Origin of the sequence: Arthrobacter sp. 9AX, assembly GCF_902506095.1 — a bacterium.
Taxonomy (GTDB): domain Bacteria; phylum Actinomycetota; class Actinomycetes; order Actinomycetales; family Micrococcaceae; genus Arthrobacter.
In genome coordinates this window covers 1,172,964-1,189,504 of sequence record NZ_LR733293.1, presented here as the reverse complement: position 1 = coordinate 1,189,504, position 16,541 = coordinate 1,172,964, and the positions used below count along the sequence as shown (strand labels likewise).

At 64.0% G+C, this 16,541-nt stretch carries 12 protein-coding genes and 1 pseudogene; 9 read left to right on the top strand and 4 right to left on the bottom strand.

Annotation, left to right across the window (positions count from 1 at the left end):
• Positions 1–175: 175 nt before the first annotated feature.
• Complete coding sequence (locus tag BACI348_RS05485) at positions 176–1,696, bottom strand: PucR family transcriptional regulator (RefSeq protein ID WP_236557445.1); 1,521 nt, start codon at positions 1,694–1,696, stop codon at positions 176–178.
• 410 nt (positions 1,697–2,106) lie between these two features.
• Between BACI348_RS05485 and dnaK the strand changes: the two genes are divergently transcribed.
• The 8 genes from dnaK to BACI348_RS05445 all read left to right on the top strand — a co-directional run bounded on the left by dnaK (position 2,107) and on the right by BACI348_RS05445 (position 11,245).
• Entirely contained in the window at positions 2,107–4,017 is a 1,911-nt protein-coding gene (gene dnaK / locus BACI348_RS05480; RefSeq protein ID WP_159824303.1) for a molecular chaperone DnaK, read from the top strand.
• 8 nt (positions 4,018–4,025) lie between these two features.
• Positions 4,026–4,571: a nucleotide exchange factor GrpE gene (locus tag BACI348_RS05475; RefSeq protein WP_159824302.1), complete on the top strand. Its 546-nt coding sequence runs from the start codon at positions 4,026–4,028 to the stop codon at positions 4,569–4,571.
• Positions 4,564–5,514, top strand: coding sequence for a DnaJ C-terminal domain-containing protein (locus BACI348_RS05470; protein ID WP_159824301.1), 951 nt, complete (start codon positions 4,564–4,566; stop codon positions 5,512–5,514). The genes BACI348_RS05475 and BACI348_RS05470 overlap by 8 nt, the downstream gene beginning before the upstream one ends.
• On the top strand, positions 5,511–5,825 hold the full coding sequence (locus BACI348_RS05465) for a chaperone modulator CbpM (protein WP_159824300.1): 315 nt from the start codon (positions 5,511–5,513) through the stop codon (positions 5,823–5,825). Before BACI348_RS05470 ends, BACI348_RS05465 begins: the two co-directional genes overlap by 4 nt.
• Entirely contained in the window at positions 5,822–8,458 is a 2,637-nt protein-coding gene (gene clpB / locus BACI348_RS05460; protein ID WP_159824299.1) for an ATP-dependent chaperone ClpB, read from the top strand. Before BACI348_RS05465 ends, clpB begins: the two co-directional genes overlap by 4 nt.
• Positions 8,455–8,883: a thioredoxin gene (gene trxA / locus BACI348_RS05455; protein WP_159824298.1), complete on the top strand. Its 429-nt coding sequence runs from the start codon at positions 8,455–8,457 to the stop codon at positions 8,881–8,883. The genes clpB and trxA overlap by 4 nt, the downstream gene beginning before the upstream one ends.
• Positions 8,884–9,264: 381 nt before the next feature.
• Entirely contained in the window at positions 9,265–9,669 is a 405-nt protein-coding gene (locus BACI348_RS05450) for a hypothetical protein (protein WP_159824297.1), read from the top strand.
• Positions 9,670–9,736: 67 nt separating this feature from the next.
• Complete coding sequence (locus BACI348_RS05445) at positions 9,737–11,245, top strand: DUF5305 family protein (RefSeq protein WP_159824296.1); 1,509 nt, start codon at positions 9,737–9,739, stop codon at positions 11,243–11,245.
• A 55-nt stretch (positions 11,246–11,300) separates the two neighbouring features.
• Here BACI348_RS05445 and BACI348_RS05440 read toward each other — a convergent pair whose 3' ends face one another.
• Entirely contained in the window at positions 11,301–12,113 is an 813-nt protein-coding gene (locus BACI348_RS05440; protein WP_159824295.1) for a response regulator transcription factor, read from the bottom strand.
• 626 nt (positions 12,114–12,739) lie between these two features.
• Between BACI348_RS05440 and BACI348_RS05435 the strand changes: the two genes are divergently transcribed.
• The gene (locus BACI348_RS05435) at positions 12,740–13,795 is read left to right on the top strand and encodes an AraC family transcriptional regulator (RefSeq protein WP_236557443.1); all 1,056 of its coding nucleotides are present in this window, start codon (positions 12,740–12,742) and stop codon (positions 13,793–13,795) included.
• 120 nt (positions 13,796–13,915) lie between these two features.
• Here the strand turns inward: BACI348_RS05435 and BACI348_RS05430 are convergent, their stop codons facing one another.
• Positions 13,916–15,400 carry an aromatic amino acid ammonia-lyase gene (locus BACI348_RS05430; protein ID WP_159824294.1) on the bottom strand — a complete coding sequence of 495 codons (1,485 nt, stop codon included), beginning with the start codon at positions 15,398–15,400 and terminating at the stop codon, positions 13,916–13,918.
• Between the two features lie 138 nt (positions 15,401–15,538).
• Positions 15,539–15,676: pseudogene (locus BACI348_RS21190) on the bottom strand (urocanase-related protein); the annotation flags it as partial.
• Positions 15,677–16,541 lie beyond the last annotated feature (865 nt).

The following is a 16,541-nucleotide window of genomic DNA, read 5'->3' as shown; positions in this document are numbered from 1 at the left end:
ATTCCCGCTGCCTGTTCGGGCGATCAGATGCAACATGTATCACTTTGAGTCTCCTCCGCCGCCATCGTGCCCGCTTGGCCCCGGGGCGCCCAAAAACTGCCTGGATTTGAATCCCCCAGGTCAAATCACGGACAGCCGATGCACGCTCCGCGCTTTACCGGCACCGTCTAAGCTCTCAGCGCGACCTTGCGGACCGCAGGCGCCAGGCACGCGTGGCAACGTGCAGGTTGAGCCGGGTCTCGGGGTCACCAAGTTCAAAACCGGTGATCTGGCGGATGGACTTCAGCCGGTAGCGCAGCGTGCTGCGGTGAATGGCAAGGCTGTCTGCCGCATCGTCGTAGTTGCCGCCATGATCCAGGTACTGCGCCAAGGTGTGCACCAGATCAGATCCCCGGCGGGCATCGTTGCTTTGCAGTGCACCCAGCCACTCCTCGACATAGCCGGAGAGGTCGGCTTCGTTGCCAGGCATGTCAAGGATGCGGTAGATCCCCAGCTGGTCGTAGCGGGTGAGCCCGTAGGAGTCGGTGGAATGTGCCCGGATGTGCAGTGCACGCAGCGCTTCTGCGTAAGAACGCGGGATCTGGGTGACATCGCGGCTCGGACCTCCTATGCCCACAGCTCCAGTGGCGCTGCGCAGGGTCCTTGCTGCAATGGTAAAGAGTTCTGTATCCAGTGGCTCTCCCGTAACCACGGCGAGTGTTATGTTCGAGCGACGCGAAACCAGCGCAGGGATTTGGAGTTCACGCAGCGTCCTGCGCAGGGCGACCACCACGGTATCGTCCGTTCTTGGCGGTTGCCACTGCGCGACGATGACGTGCTGCAGGCCCCTGATGTCGTATCCCAACGCCTGGGCCCGCACGGACGCGGTCTCTTCATCCATTCCGGACACCAGCTCATACACCAGGTCGCGCCCCAGTTTCAGTTCCAGCTGGGCGATGCTGCGGCGGTGCGACAGCTCGACCTGCAAGAGCCGCGTCCCATACTCCAAGGCGAAGACGTCGTCGGCCGTGTAGGGCCTGCCGTTCTCGAGCAAGCACATTGCCCCGAGCACGTCCCCGGCCGGCAGAACCAGCGCCACGAGCCCACGTGGTTCTTCCACCGGCATTCCAAAGGCGAGCCAGAGCTGTGCCGTCCGCGATCTGTCGGCCGCGCTGGGCCGGGGGTACGGACTCCCGGATTTGGTACCGGCCGCGGCACGGATATTGCCGAATCCGTCCTCAGTGCAGACCGGTCGTCCCGTCAGCACTGACAGCACTTCCGCCAGAAGTGACTCCCGGGAACTCATTTGTCCGAGTGGGGCTGTGAGCGTGCCATTCAGTGCGTTCTGGATTGACGTGCGGGTCTCGAGCTGCAGTACCGTTGCCGAAAGGATACGCAGGCGGTCGGCAACGTCTAGGGCATTCGAGTGCGGGGCGAAGTGCTCCTGCTGCTGTGCTCCTGCCGCTTCCTCGCCTGCGCCGGGAGCAGATGCTCCTGCTATTGCATGTAGCTCGATCATCTGCGCCGGACTCGGAGCCGTGCGGGCATGCAGGACGAGGCACCCGTTGAGTTCCCCGTTGTCACGGAAAGTCGAGAGCGAGTACCGCCAGCCCGGGCCCGTGGAGGTAAGTCCGGAGTCCCTGCCTTCGAGCTGGCCGTCATCGTGGTCCTGGGCGGCGGGCGTCCGGTTCGGGAGCGGAAGCAGGTGACCGTCCACCACAAGATAGCAAGCTGCCACACGGCAGAATTCCAGTGCAGAAACAGTTTGTGTGGCCTTACCGAGAATCTCCTCGGCCCTTAGTCGATCGAACATTCAGTTGACCTGCAGTCTCTGTGCGCACCCAACGATCCGTTCGTGGCGGGATGTGTGGCGGCAAATCCCAGAATTATCCCGGCGTCTTCGACAATACGCCTGTGGAACCTATTCTGGTAGGTCAGTTTCCTGGAGCAGATTTGGACCCGGGAGGTCATGCCGTCCTTGCCCCCTGCGGGGCAGACTCAATCCTGTAAGGCCTCATGACACATACCTTTGAGCCCCGCGGCCCATCAGGACAGGGTGTGAAATCATGCGGTGCAATTCGGGCGGACGCAGGAAAGGAACGCGCGCCCCTGGGACCGGAGCGAGTCATGGCCAAAGCAGTAGGAATTGATCTTGGAACAACCAACTCAGTGATCGCCGTCTGGGAGGGCGGGGAAGCCCGCGTTGTACCCAACGCAGAAGGAGCCCGGACCACACCGTCGGTTGTGGCGTACACGGACAGCGGGGAACGATTGGTGGGGCAACTGGCACGCCGGCAGGCGATTCTCAACCCCAAAGGAACTATCACGTCGGCCAAGCGGTTTATCGGCCGGCACTATGACGAGATCGCGGATGAAGCCAAGGCCGTGAGTTTCGACGTCGTAGCGGATGAAAACGGCGTGGCGCGTTTCCAGGTTCAGGGCAAGAAAGTAGCACCCGAAGAGGTCAGCGCGCTTGTCCTGCGCAAGCTGGTGGACGACGCCGCAAAGCAGCTGGGCGAAAAAGTGACGGAGGCCGTCATCACGGTCCCTGCGTACTTCAACGACGCACAGCGGACCGCCACCAAGGACGCGGGCAGGATTGCCGGGCTGGAGGTACTTCGCATCATCAACGAACCGACCGCAGCGGCCCTCGCCTACGGCATCGATAAACGTCAGCATGAGACGGTTTTAGTTTTCGACCTCGGCGGTGGAACCTTTGATGTGAGCCTGCTGGACGTGGGGGACGGAGTTGTGGAGGTCCGCTCCACTGCGGGTGACACGCACCTTGGCGGAGACGATTTTGACCGCCGCCTTGTGGATTACCTGGCCGACGAATTCCAGAAGCAGGAGGGCATCGACCTGCGGTCGGACCCACAGGCGCTGCAACGCCTGTTTGAGGCGGCCGAAAAAGCGAAGGTCGAGCTGAGTTCCGTGAGCCAGGCCCAGGTCAACCTTCCCTTCGTCACCGCCGACGCTTCGGGCCCAAAGCATCTGACGACCACCATTCGGCGCTCCGTTTTTGAGGATATTACCCATGATCTGGTGGAACGCACCATGGATCCGGTCAAGCAGGCGATGACGGACGCCAAGGTTACAGCCAACGACATCGATGAAGTAATTTTGGTGGGCGGCTCCACCCGCATTCCCGCGGTACAGAACCTCGTCCGGCGTCTGACTGGCGGCAAAGATCCGAACATGAGTGTCAATCCGGACGAGGTCGTGGCCATCGGTGCTGCGATCCAGGCCGGTGTGCTTAAGGGAGAGGTCTCGGACGTCCTGCTATTGGACGTTGTGCCACTTTCCTTGGGCGTCGAGACACGCGGCGGCGTCATGACCAAGATCATCGAGCGCAACACGACGATCCCCGCGCGTCGCAGTGAAGTGTTCTCCACCGCCGAGGACAACCAGCCTGCCGTTGACGTGGTGGTCTTGCAGGGGGAGCGGGAACTGGCGGCGGACAACCGGGTGCTGGGCCGGTTCCAGCTGAGCGATATCCGGCCAGCGCCTCGTGGCGAACCGCAGGTCGAGGTTACTTTCGACGTCGACGCCAACGGGATCCTGAACGTCACCGCCAAGGACAAGGACACGGGCAAGGAACAGGGCATCACTATCAGCGAGGGCTCCAACCTCGACGCCAAGGAAGTCGAGCGAATGGTTGCCGAGGCTGAGTCCCACCGAAACGAGGACGTACAGAACCGGGAGCGGATCGACACCCTCAACGAGCTCGACGCGGTGGCCTACCGCGTTGAGCGGGCCGTCAATGAACTGGGCGACGCCGTCCCCGCGCACGACAAGGCGCGGGCTGAACTGCTGATTGGCCAGGCACGCGACGCGGTCAGCAACCAGGCGGAGGTCGCCACCGCGAGGGAGCTCATTTCGGAACTTGAGCAACTGCAGGCGGCGCTCCGTGCCTCGGCTGCCTCCGCGGCCCCCGCCGGCGCCGGGGCCAGCCAGGAGGCCGGAGGGGACCAGCAGGCCGGAGCGTCCAGCGATGCCGATGACGAGGACATCGTCGACGCAGAATTTGACCGTGGCTAGGGAAAGCGATGAGCGACGAGACTGCACTCGGGGGCCAGGCTCACGAGGGAAACGGGCAAGCGGGGGCCACCGAAACCCCTGAAACGGAAGCACAGTCCGCAGTGCAGGCGGACGCCTTGGCCAAAATGGAGGACCAGTGGCGCCGTGCGCTGGCCGACGCCGACAACGTGCGGAAGCGTGCGGCCCGGGACGGCGCACAGCTGAGGGCACAGGAACGCGCCGCGGTTGCCTTGGCGTGGCTGCCCATCCTGGACAATCTGGAGCTTGCCCTGTCGCACGCGCCGGCGGGTGACGCAGACCCGCTGGTCGAGGGCATAGCCTCCATCCGGAAACAGGCCATCGACACCTTGGCCCGCCTGGGCTATCCCCGCATCGACGCCGAGAACGTTCCCTTCGATCCGCGGCTTCATGAGGTTGTCAGCGTGGCGGAAACTGACGAGGTTCCCTCGGGGACCGTGCTCACCGTGCTGCGGCCCGGCTACGGCGGCCCGGAAAACACGCTCCGGCCAGCCGCCGTCGTGGTAAGCCGGGCGGTGACCCCGGACCGTGGCTAAGGACCACTATTCAGTCCTCGGCGTCCCCCGGACAGCGGAGCCGGACGAGATCCAGCGCGCATACCGGAAACTGGCACGAAAATACCATCCGGACGTCAACCGCGAGCCGGACGCCGCCGACAAGTTCAAGGAAATCGGCGAGGCCTACGACACTTTGTCCGATCCCGAGACCCGGGCGCGCTATGACCGATTCGGCGCCGACTACCGGCAGTACGCCGGTAGCGGCGCCGGGGCGTCGGGCGGAGGACGGCGAGGGGGTTCGGGTGGACCCCGGCCGGGACCGCGGCCTGGCCCCCGGCCGGGACCGGGGGCGTACGGACATGGCGACGGCGGTATGGGTGGCGACGTTGACTGGGAGGACCTCCTCGGCGGCTGGTTCCGGCAGCAGGCAGGAGGCCCGGCACAAGGTGCCGACCAGGAAGCCGAGTTGTGGCTGACGCTCGAGGAAGCCTTCCGCGGCGGGAAGCGCAGCATCCGGCTGGCCCAGGCCGGCGGCGAAACCCGGAGCTACGACGTCGACGTGCCGCCCGGCGTGCTGGACGGCCAGCGGATCCGGTTGGCCGGTGAGGGCGCCCCGGGAAGGGAAGGAGGCCCATCCGGCGACCTCTTCCTGACCGTACGAATCCAACCACACTCCAGATACCGGCTCAAAGGCCGGGACATCTACCTTGATCTTCCGGTGTCGCCCCCGGAGGCCGCACTCGGGGCCAAGGTGACCACCGACGCGCCGGCCGGACCGGTCACAGTCACCGTTCCTGAAGGGTCCTCCAGCGGCCGCAGGCTGCGGCTCCGCGGGCAGGGGATGCCCAATCCGAGAGGGGTGCCGGGGAATCTGTATGCGGAAATCAAGATCATGGTTCCCCCCAGCCTTAGCAAGGAGGAGCGGAAGCTGTACGAAAAGCTCGCCACGGTATCCAAGTTCAATCCGAGGGAGGAGCGATGAGCGGCGTCTATCCGCTCGCCTATCCGTGGCGCATGAATCTCGAGGCGGTGGCCCGGAGCGCCGGCGTTCACCCCGACGTCGTCATGCGGTTCGTGGACCTGGATCTCATCCGGCCGCTTGGCGATTCGCCTGGTGGCCCCTGGTTCAGTCCGCGGTCCCCGGAACTTATAGGGCGCGTCATGAGACTCCATTCGGAGCTGTCGCTGAACTACGCGGCAATCCCGTTGGTACTCGATCTGTTGGTTCGGGTCGACGCGCTTGAACGACGATTGGTTGAAATCACGCAGGTCGAAGGGACTGCTTCACGATGAACATGGAGAGCTTGACACAAAAATCCCAGGAGGCGTTGGCGGAGGCTCAACGGATAGCACAACGCAATGGGCACACTGAGACCGACGGCGAACACCTGCTGGCAGCCCTGCTCGAGCAGGAAGGGGGACTGGTGCCGCGGTTGATCGTGGCCATGCAGGTTGACGTGAATGAGCTGAAGACGGCGGTCGAGGCAGAGCTGAGACGCAAGCCGAAGGTCACGGGACCGGGGGCAGCTCCGGGCCAGGTGTATGTAAGCCGCAGGCTGGGCGCACTCCTCGATGCGGCTGAACGGGAAGCCAAGCGGCTTAAGGACGAGTACGTCTCAGTGGAACACCTGCTGGTGGCCCTGGCGGAGGAAGGGCGGTCCACGGCGGCCGGCCGGGTGCTGGCCGAGCACGGCATCACCCGCGAGGCGTTCCTCTCGGTCCTGACGCAGATCAGGGGAAACCAGCGCGTCACGTCTGCGACACCGGAACAGACGTACGAGGCGCTGGAGAAGTACGGCCGCGATCTGGTGGCGGACGCCCGTACCGGAAAACTGGATCCGGTCATCGGCCGCGACGCCGAGATCCGGCGGGTCGTGCAGATCCTTTCCCGCAAGACCAAGAACAACCCGGTACTGATTGGGGAGCCGGGGGTCGGCAAGACAGCCATTGTTGAGGGACTGGCCCAACGGATCGTCCGCCAGGACGTGCCGGAAGGGCTGAAGGACAAGACCATCTTCTCGCTCGACCTGAGCGCCCTCGTGGCAGGTGCCAAGTACCGCGGCGAGTTCGAGGAGCGGTTGAAGGCGGTGCTCGCCGAAGTCCTGGCGGCGGAGGGGAGGATCCTGCTCTTCGTCGACGAGCTGCACACCGTCGTCGGGGCAGGAGCAAGCGAGGGGTCGATGGACGCCGGGAACATGCTCAAGCCGATGCTCGCCCGCGGAGAACTCCACATGATCGGGGCGACCACGCTCGACGAATACCGCAAACACATTGAATCGGACGCGGCACTGGAACGCCGCTTCCAGCCCGTCATGGTTGAGGAACCCGACGTCGAGGACGCCATTTCCATTCTTCGCGGGCTCCGCGAGCGGCTTGAGGTGTTCCACGGCGTACGGATCCAGGACAGTGCCCTGGTGGCTGCGGCCACCCTGTCCCACCGGTACATCACTGACCGGTTCCTCCCGGACAAAGCGATTGACCTGGTGGATGAGGCGTGCGCCCGGCTGCGGACCGAGATCGACTCGATGCCGGCAGAACTGGATGAGCTCACCCGAAAGGTTACGCGGCTCGAAATAGAAGAGGCGGCACTCTCCAAGGAGTCCGATCCGGCCAGCAAGACCCGGCTCGAGGAGCTGAGGCGTGAATTGGCGGACCTGCGCGGGGAGGCCGCTGCGAAGCGGGCCCAATGGGAAGCCGAGCGCCAGGCGATCCACAAGCTGCAGGACATCCGCAGTGAATTGGAGCGGGTGCGGCAGGAGGCTGAGGAAGCTGAACGGAACTACGACCTCAACCGGGCAGCGGAGCTGCGTTACGGCAAACTTGCCGACCTCGAACGGCGCCTGGCCGCCGAGGAGGAACGGCTGACCGCGAAGCAGGGGGAGAAACGCCTGCTCCGCGAGGTGGTGACGGAGGACGAGATCGCCGACATCGTCGCGGCCTGGACAGGCATACCCGTGGCGCGGCTGAAGCAGGGAGAACGTGAGAAAGTCCTGCATTTGGACGAGATCCTGCGCGCCCGTGTGATCGGCCAGGAAGAAGCAATCAGTGCGGTCACAGATGCCATCATCCGCGCCCGCTCCGGCATCCGCGACCCGCGTCGGCCCATCGGATCGTTCATCTTCCTGGGACCGACCGGCGTCGGCAAGACCGAACTCGCCAAGGCTCTTGCCGCGGCCCTTTTCGACAGTGAAAACGCGATGATCCGGCTGGACATGAGCGAGTACCAGGAGCGTCACACCGTGAGCCGGCTACTGGGTGCCCCTCCGGGCTATATCGGCTACGACGAGGGTGGCCAACTCACCGAGGCCGTACGCCGCAAGCCGTACTCCGTGGTGCTTTTCGATGAGGTGGAAAAGGCCCACCCGGATATTTTCAACACCCTTTTGCAGGTACTGGACGACGGCAGGGTTACAGACTCCCAAGGCCGGACCGTTGATTTCCGCAATACCGTGATCATCATGACCTCCAATATCGGTTCCCAATATCTCCTGGAGGGTTCCACCGAAGGCGGGACGATCACCGAGGAGGCGCGCAGCATGGTGATGGGCGAGCTCCGGGGCCACTTCCGCCCCGAGTTCCTGAACCGTGTGGACGATACCGTGCTGTTTACGCCTCTCGGCCTGCCGCAGATCGAACGCATTGTGGACCTGCAGTTCCAACAGCTGCGGCAACGTCTGGCCGAGCAGCAGGTCGAACTGCACCTGACCGAGGAGGCGCGCGTGTTGATTGCCGAACGTGGCTTCGATCCGGTCTACGGAGCCCGGCCCCTGCGCCGCTTTATCTCCCGTGTCGTGGAAACGGAGGTGGGCCGGGCCCTCCTGCGCGGCAGTATCGCCGAGGGGGGAGTCGTGACGGTGACGGCAGCCGACGGCGAACTCTTGGTGGACTACACCACCAGGGAAATGGAAGAGGCCGGAACCGCATGAATAAGGCAATCATCAAGTGTCCCCACTGCGGCAAGTCCAACCGCGTTCCGGCGGCCGCGGAGGGCCGGCCGCGTTGCGGGAATTGCCACCAGGAGCTTCCCTGGGTGGTTGCAGCGGGCGACGACGACTTCGGCGAAATCGCCGAACGGTCCGGCGTTCCGGTGATGGTGGACTTCTGGGCAGTGTGGTGCGGGCCCTGCCGGATGGTGAGCCCGGTGCTGGACCAGTTGGCGCACGAACGCGCGGGGCACATCAAACTTGTGAAGGTTGATGTGGACCACTCGCCGCAACTCTCCGCCAGATTCGCCATCCAGGCGGTGCCAACGTTGATGGTCATGGTCGACGGCAAGGTCGTCGCGAGGCAGGCCGGCGCAGCTCCCGCCCCCGTGCTGAGGTCCTGGCTGGAAGGTGCACTCACAAAATAGGACAAGAACAGCGGACGACGGCGGGCGGTTGCCCGCCGTCGTCCGTCTCTGCGCGCTCTGTCCGAATTTCCCTCGAAGGTTCCCGCAGCCAGACCCTGCTTTCCCCGGCTTTGCGCAGGATCAGAAAAGTTCCCGGAACCCGGCAGAAACTGGCTGTTAGTTTCGAAGAGTCGATGCAGGCCCGGTCTCAGGGAACGTGTCAGCAAGGGCTGGTGGAAGTCGCGGTGGTGTCCTGCAGCGGGGACCAACGCTGCTTCTCGAGCCTTGTCCTGCCGCGTTCATTTATCGACTATGTCCTTCCCGTCAGCCAATGCCCGGGGGATGAACCGCTACGGAAACCTGCCAACGGGTTCCGGCCTTCCTAAACGAAAGAGAGTCATCATGCACAAATCCCTGAAGCTCATCACTGCACTGTCCGTCGCCGGCCTCGCTGTTGCCGCCGGTTCCGCGTTCACCGGTGCCGGTGTCACAAAAACGGGCACAGCAGCTTTAGACCAGTTTGTCGGCGGTACCGTGAGCCAGACCGTTAAAGGTGCGACGCTGAACAAGATCGAGTACGGGTTTGTTGACGATGGGACCAATACCGCCGTGAACAAAGTGACGCTGACGTTCGCCGACGCCACCGGCAACAGGATTCCGACCCTGCTCCTCACCGGTGGAGCGCCCGCGACGTTCACCTGCACAGCAATCGCCACCGCCGATTTCACATCAGAGTGTAACGCTGCCGCGTCGACCAGCCAGACGGGTGTTACCAGCGCCGCCATCACCATCCCCGAGGATAGCTAAGTCCCGCATCCAGGACGGTCCGGCCCGCTGGGCCGGGCCGTCCCTTCCCGCCACTGAGAGAGTCTTCATGTCGCGCCGGTTCCTGCAGCGCCTCACGGCCTATGCCTTCGCTGCGCTGGGCGGACTTGCCGCAGCCGCCTGGATTGCCCTGGTGACGGGCCAGATAGCGATCGTTACCACCCACGGCGTCAGCATGAACCCGGTCTATTACCAGGGCGACCTGGTGGTCGTGGCGCGTTCGCAGTCCTATTCAGTGGGCCAGATTGCCGCCTACAACCTTCCCGTCAAAGACGAGTTGGTACTTCACCGGATTGTCGGCGGCAGCCCGGAAGCATTCGTTTTCAAGGGAGACAACAACGAATCCCTGGACGTTCTGACCCCCGGTTCTGACCAACTCGTCGGCCGCGCCGTTCTGCATCTCGCGCAGGGCGGAGTGTGGCTGGAACGGCTCGCCAGCCCACCCATGCTGGGACTGGCCGCTTTCGCGCTCATGGCCGGCGGAAGCGCCGCCACGACCCGACTCAGGCGCAAACAAAGGAGAGCATCCATGTCCCGCCACATCCTTGACCGCACCGCTCGCCTCCAGGCCGTCGGAAGCCTGCCGCAGCGTCTGTGGACTGTGGCTGCAATCTCCGGCGTGCTGGGAATCCTCGGACTCGGGCTCGGAGTCCCTGCCTGGGCGGGCCCCCTCGAAGGCCCCTCGACAGCCGAGGTCAAGAGCGGAACCCGGATGGACTTCTCGTACAGCGCGAACGTCGGACAGACACCTGCTTACGACGGCACCACCGCCCATTCGCCGGACCCGGTATTCCGCAAGCTCACCGACACGGTGGACGTGCACTTCATCTACCACGGTGAACCAGGAAGCATCACCGTCGCGGCCGAGCTGGCCACACCGCAGGGCTGGCACTCGACGATTCCACTCGCCGACGCCACTGCCTTTTCCGGCGACCAGTACGAGGGCACGGTCAGCCTCGATCTGAAGTCATACGACGCGAAGGCCAAGGCCGCGTCCGCCGTTACCGGTGAAGCCGCAAGCCAGATCGCCGTCAAGGTCGTAGCCCAAGTGAAGACCAGCTCAGGGGCGGACTTCCGTCCTGAACTCACACTCAGCCTGACTCCGCTTCGGCTCGCCCTGGCCAACGGCGAGAAGGACCTCACCGTAACCCGCAGCAATACCGTGCAGCATGCCGTTGTCGTGCCGCGGACCGTGGGAATCAGTAACTGGACCATCACCGCGGCTACAGCCCGCGCTGTCTCGGGGATACTGCTGGTGGCAGCCCTGGCTGGCGGGGCCGTCGTCGTGGTGTTTTCACAGCGGAGTGCACCCAGGGATGAAGGTGCCGCCATTCGCCGTCGCTATGCTGCGCGGCTGGTAAGCGTCCAACCGATGCAGCTAACGCAGGGCAGGCCCATCATCGACGTCGCAACGTTTCCGGCCCTCGCTAAAATTGCGGAACGCTACGGCCTATGGATTCTTCACTGGGGGCAAAGCGGTCCAGAAACCTTCGTTGTGCACGACGAAAACACGACGTACCGCTACCAGACAACAGAGAACCACCGGCGCCTACAGTGACAAAGCCTGGAAGCTGCCTGGTTTTCGCTGCTGGAGGTCCCGGACGGGACCGCGGTCATCTCGCCTTGTCCCTCGGGTGTGGTCTAGCGGGTGCGAGCCGGTAGCCCATGCCACGCACCGTCTCTACCCAGTGCGGCCACTGGGCGCTGTCGCCTAGTTTACGGCGAAGATTACCGACGTGCGCCTGAACTGCCCGCTCATCAAATTGATAAACGGACGTGTCGTCCCGGCTGTATTCCTTGCGAAGTACCCTGACCAGGTGCTTTGTGGAACAGATCTTTCCTGCCGCACCCAACAGCTCGTGAAGGAGATCGAACTCACTACGGGTCAGCTCTACGGCCCGCCCATGAACCATCACCGTTCGCGTCTTGTGGTTGAGCTCCAGCCCGTTATGCGAGATGACAACGTCGTCGCTTACTGCCGGGGTTGAAGAAGGCATTGGACCACGCGATGCGGTTATGCCTGCAGTGGAGCCTGTGGAGCCTGTGGAGCCTGTGGAGCGCGGACGACGGGTCACGGCTGTAAGCCGTGCCCGCAGCTCACGGTGACGGAACGGTTTGGTGATGTAATCATCTGCCCCACCCTGAAATGCCATGAGGACATCACCCTCTTCATCCCTGCCCGTCAGCATAAGGACGTAGGCGTCGCTGAAGCTGCGAATTCGCCTCAAGACCTCGAAGCCGTCAATGTCCGGGAGGCTGACATCCAAGGTGACCACGTTCGCATTTTGACGGCGGACCAGTTCAACGCCGGCCCTTCCGTCAGCCGCTGAGCAGACGTCGAATCCTGACTGCCGGAGTACCGCCTCCAAGAGATCGCGCATGTCGGCATCGTCCTCGATTATCACCGCCGTACCCGGGCCGTTCACAGAAGTCTCCAGGCAGGATGCTTCCCCGCGTGCCGCTCCATGCATGTGATGTCCAGATTCTTTCTCCCTGGGCGGACGGCTTGATGAATCACTCCGAGTTCGCCCTTGTCCGCGACGTCTCCTCGAAGGACAGCAAACCTTCCACGGCCGCTTCATCCTCCCGGATCCAGCGCGCCTGGTGTGTCTAAGATCCCGCCCCACCCCGCCGGTTTTGGGGGAGACCGCCTCAGTGGAGCGGGATCGTTGAAAAGTCTAGGGATCTTCGCTATGAAAATAAGCGGTAATGATTTCGATGCGTGCAGATCTTCATATCCAGGCCATCATTGCGTGCAGGCGGGGCACGTTGAAGCGCTCAACCTGGTGGGGATGCAATGGCAGGACCCGCACTTCCTCGATGGGTGATCCAAGCCCGTAGGGCTGGCGCTGGGGGTGCTTGATTGGTCAGGCTTTTCTCTTTTGTTTCGTGTGCCGTCGGCTCCGGGTGGGTTGGTGATGCCCGCTACTGCTGCCGGGGCGTTCCGCGCCGAGGGCCTAAACTTGGATGTCGTAAGCGCACCGTGCCTCCTTCGGCCGCATTGATGCTCCATTTGAATCTCGGTTGTTGAACAGCCAAAGGGGCCCGCCTCATGACGTATATGCCCGCGACCAGCGCAGACGCTTCCGGCCCGGACACATCGGGCTCGGGGCTGGATGGAATCAGACACTACAGTGTTCCGGCGGGGCTGAACCTGGAGGAAAAATTTGAGCACTGGCGGTGCTGGTACGGCAGCGCGATTGACACTCCGGCACGGCTGGAAAAGACCGAGCAATTGGTGCGTCCCAGGTTCGATCCAACCGCTTTAAGCCTGGAAGGTCCTGGCTTCAGCCTCGTTGAGGTCAACAATGAACCGGCCAGCTGCCAATGGAGTGCGCCTGCCCGTTCCCAGAACTGGTTGCTGTACTTCCGGAGTTCGTGCCCCGGGTTCAGCTTCTCGGGCCGATCCGAAGAAATTTCCGCCGGAACGGTCAGGTTCCTTGACCACTCGTCCCCGGGCAGTTTCTATGCTCCGGACGGTTTAAGCGCGGTGAGGATGCAATTCGACGGGCAGCTGTTGGGCTTGGACGGCAAGTCGATGAAACGGCTGCAGGGGCTGGGTGACATTCGGGAAAATTCTTTGGTGCGCGGATTGATTCTTCCCGCGTTGTCCAGCTGGCAGCGGGCGGACTTAGGCCAGGAGATACCGCGCCTCCGGCCGGTTTTCCGGTCCATGATGACAGCCCTGGTTGGTTCACTGCTGGAAGCGCCGGTTGATGGTGCGGATGTGAAGCTGGCGCGTATCGCAGCGATCAAGAAATTCGTCTGCAGGAACTACAGGAACCCGGCCCTTGATGTCAATGAAGTTGTCGCGTACTCGTTCCTTTCACGCCGGGCGCTCTACTACCTCTTTGAACACGAGGGCCTCCAGGTAAACGGATACATCCGCGCGCTCAGAACCTTGGAGGCCCTGGAACTCCTCTCCGGCCAGGATTCGTGGAAGCGATCCCTTGCGGGCATAGCCCAGGCCAGTGGATTCACGAATCTCCAGGCCATGCGCCGCGCGGTCAAAGAATCAACCGGACTCTCCCTCAGCGACGTGCAAGAGAACCCGGAACTCTCACAGCGCCACGCCGCCGAGCTCAGAAAGCTGCTCACCGGACCATAAGGTCCACAGGACAACGGGAGGTCAGGCTTTCGCAAAACGATGAGGGTCGGTGACATCGCACGCTCGCAGCGGGGGACCGTGGTACTGCTTTTCAGGCAGGCGCACCGGCCTCAGGCGGATTCACGGGGCGACATTTTCCGTCTTCGCCTGACCCAGCCTGAGTTGCTGGACCAGCAACTCAGCGCGGTCGATGTCCGGCCGGAGGTCCCTGTCCCGGGTCTCGGCCGGCAACGTATAGGCGGACTCAAGCGCACCGGACAGCTGGTGTCCGATCTCGCGCTTCCTCCGTCCCTGCATTCTTAGGGCCCTTGCTGCGCAAACCAGTTCCACTGCTGTCATGGTGGCGATTGCCTGTACCGTCGGTTCCAGCCGTGAGGCGGCCAGGCTGGCAAAGCTTGCGTCCTCCTCGGCGCCGAGGGAAAGGACAACTGTCTGCAGGCTCACGGGCTGTGCATTGGCCCGGACAACGCCGGCCGCTGCGGCAGCTACATACTCCAGCATCATGACGCCCGATTGGCCGGAATCGTCATGGGCCAGGAACCGGTGCAAACCAGTGAAGGCGGGGTCGCAGAGCAGGTCGATCCGTCGCAGGTGTGTGGCGCATGCAGCCCCCAAGGCCACGTGGAGCGCGTCCAGGCGACGCGCCAGCGTGGTCATCTGGAACAGTCCGTGGTGTGCCACCCCGTTGCTCCCGTCCGATGCGGTTCCGAAGATCAGGGGATTTTCGTGGCCAGCAACTACGAGTGTCTCCAGCAACGATCCGAGGGCGGCAAGCTCCTCGGCCACAGACCCCAGGATCTGGGGGAGTGTGCGAAGGCAGTACGGGTCCTGGATGCGTGCGGCGGGGCCGGCTCCTTCCACGAGCGTGCGCAGTGTATCGGCCATGTGCCGTACAGCGGGTGAATCTGCCGAACGCGCTACCTCGGGGCTGAATGCCTCGGCGTTGCCGTGCATTGCCGTGAATGACAGGGCACTGACTACGGTGAGGTTTTCCAGCAGGATGGAAAGCTTTTGGTGGGCCAGGACAGCCTGCGCGATGGTAAGCGCGTTGGAGCTGATGAACGGCAGGGCGTCCTCAGTTGCCCAGCTGTCCACTAATCGGAGAGACTCCCGGGCGCCCAAGGGCTTGCGCTCGCCCAGCAGTGTGAGCGCTGTTCCCGCCAGGGCCGGCAGGTCGGCGGTGCCGATTCCGCCGAACTCCCTTACCTCCGGCAGGAAGTCATTGTTGATCATGGACTGCAGGGCCTCGGCCACGGCGGGGTTGATGCCGGAGCCCCCCGCGGCGAGTTGGGAAAGCCTAATGACCAGCATGGCGCGCACCACTTGGGGTTCCAGGGCTTTGCCGGCATCCACGGCATGGCTCCTCAGCAGATTCATGCCGTGGACATCAGCTGTTTCGGCGCCCTGTTGCAGGGAGACGGATTTGTTGGCACCCACCCCGGTGGAGCGCCCGTAAACGGGACGAACGAGTGCCGTGGCCCGGGCGGAGCGCCGTGAATCCGCCATCCGGTCAACCGCCGACGGCGACAATGCCACGCGGGTGCCCCCGGCAGCTGCCGCAGCTATGTCAGCAAGGCCAAGGCTGCGGCCGTTGATTTCAATCAACACTTGTTCCTTCCATCCGCTGTGGCCAGGCGCGCGGGTATTCCCGCGAGCCTGGCCACAGCAACCAAGCAGCTTCGTCAGTCAGTCTGTGGAATCACCGGGGACGTTGCCCGCACCCCTGGATTTCGGCAGGCTCGATCACCGGTTTTCCTGCATGGGGATGCGGACGCCGCGTTCTTTGGCGACGTCGAGGGCGCGGTCGTAGCCGGCGTCGGCGTGGCGGATGACGCCCATGCCGGGGTCGTTGGTGAGGAGGCGTTCGAGTTTCTGGGCGCCCGTTGGCGACCAGCTGGCGGGCCATCGACGGCGGAATCGGCCCGTACCCGTCCAGGACCGCCGGCTCCTCGGTCAGGCCCAACAGGGAGAACACCGGCACGGTGACCAGCACCTGCGCCCGGACCGGCGAGAGACGGTCATCGGTTCCGGGACCGGTGGCCCCGGCGAGTCCGGAATTGCCGACATCAGCTCCAGGACCGGTAACGTCACCGGCTCCGTGACTGGCTCCCGGACTGGTGGTTCCGGGAGCGGCGGTGGCTGGTCTGGTGGTGCCGCCCAGGAGCCACCCGGCATACAGGTCCGCCCGCAACTGCGTCAGGGTCCGGCCCTCCCCCGGCCCCTGCAGCCCCCGGCCGGCGGCGGTAAGCCGGTCCCAGACCGCCGTGGCCTGCCCCGCAGGCAAGTACGCCGAAAGCGAGGCCATCCCGTCCGGCTCCGGCCGGAACTCCACCCGCCGATCCGCCACACCCCTGGCATGGCGCTTCTCAATAGACGCCGCGTGGTGGCGTTCCCGCCACGTCCGGGCCTTGGCCCTGAACCGGTACGCCGGCATCTCCCCCACCAACGCTGCCGTGGCCGGCCTCGGTACGTCCGGGTCCAGGAACTGCGCCTCCAACGCCGCCGCACCGGCCCGGTCCAGGCCGACCGCCTCATCCACCATCACCAGCGCGTGCTGCCAGGTGATCGCCCCGTCCTGCAACGCCAACAACGTCAACGGCAACTCCCCCACCAGCGCATGCGACGCGGACAGAAACGCACCCGCGGCCCGGGAACCCAACGACAGCAGGGCCCCGATCTCCGCCGCGACAGCCATCTCCAAAGCCTGCACCGGAGCGTCCGGCGGCGCCGCATCGTAGACGGTCTC

Excerpts from the sequence above, each read along its gene's own strand:
- dnaK (WP_159824303.1), top strand. The coding sequence starts at position 2,107 with ATGGCCAAAGCAGTAGGAATTGATCTTGGAACAACCAACTCAGTGATC.
- BACI348_RS05475 (WP_159824302.1), top strand. The coding sequence starts at position 4,026 with ATGAGCGACGAGACTGCACTCGGGGGCCAGGCTCACGAGGGAAACGGG.
- BACI348_RS05465 (WP_159824300.1), top strand. The coding sequence starts at position 5,511 with ATGAGCGGCGTCTATCCGCTCGCCTATCCGTGGCGCATGAATCTCGAG.
- clpB (WP_159824299.1), top strand. The coding sequence starts at position 5,822 with ATGAACATGGAGAGCTTGACACAAAAATCCCAGGAGGCGTTGGCGGAG.
- trxA (WP_159824298.1), top strand. The coding sequence starts at position 8,455 with ATGAATAAGGCAATCATCAAGTGTCCCCACTGCGGCAAGTCCAACCGC.
- BACI348_RS05450 (WP_159824297.1), top strand. The coding sequence starts at position 9,265 with ATGCACAAATCCCTGAAGCTCATCACTGCACTGTCCGTCGCCGGCCTC.
- BACI348_RS05445 (WP_159824296.1), top strand. The coding sequence starts at position 9,737 with ATGTCGCGCCGGTTCCTGCAGCGCCTCACGGCCTATGCCTTCGCTGCG.
- BACI348_RS05435 (WP_236557443.1), top strand. The coding sequence starts at position 12,740 with ATGACGTATATGCCCGCGACCAGCGCAGACGCTTCCGGCCCGGACACA.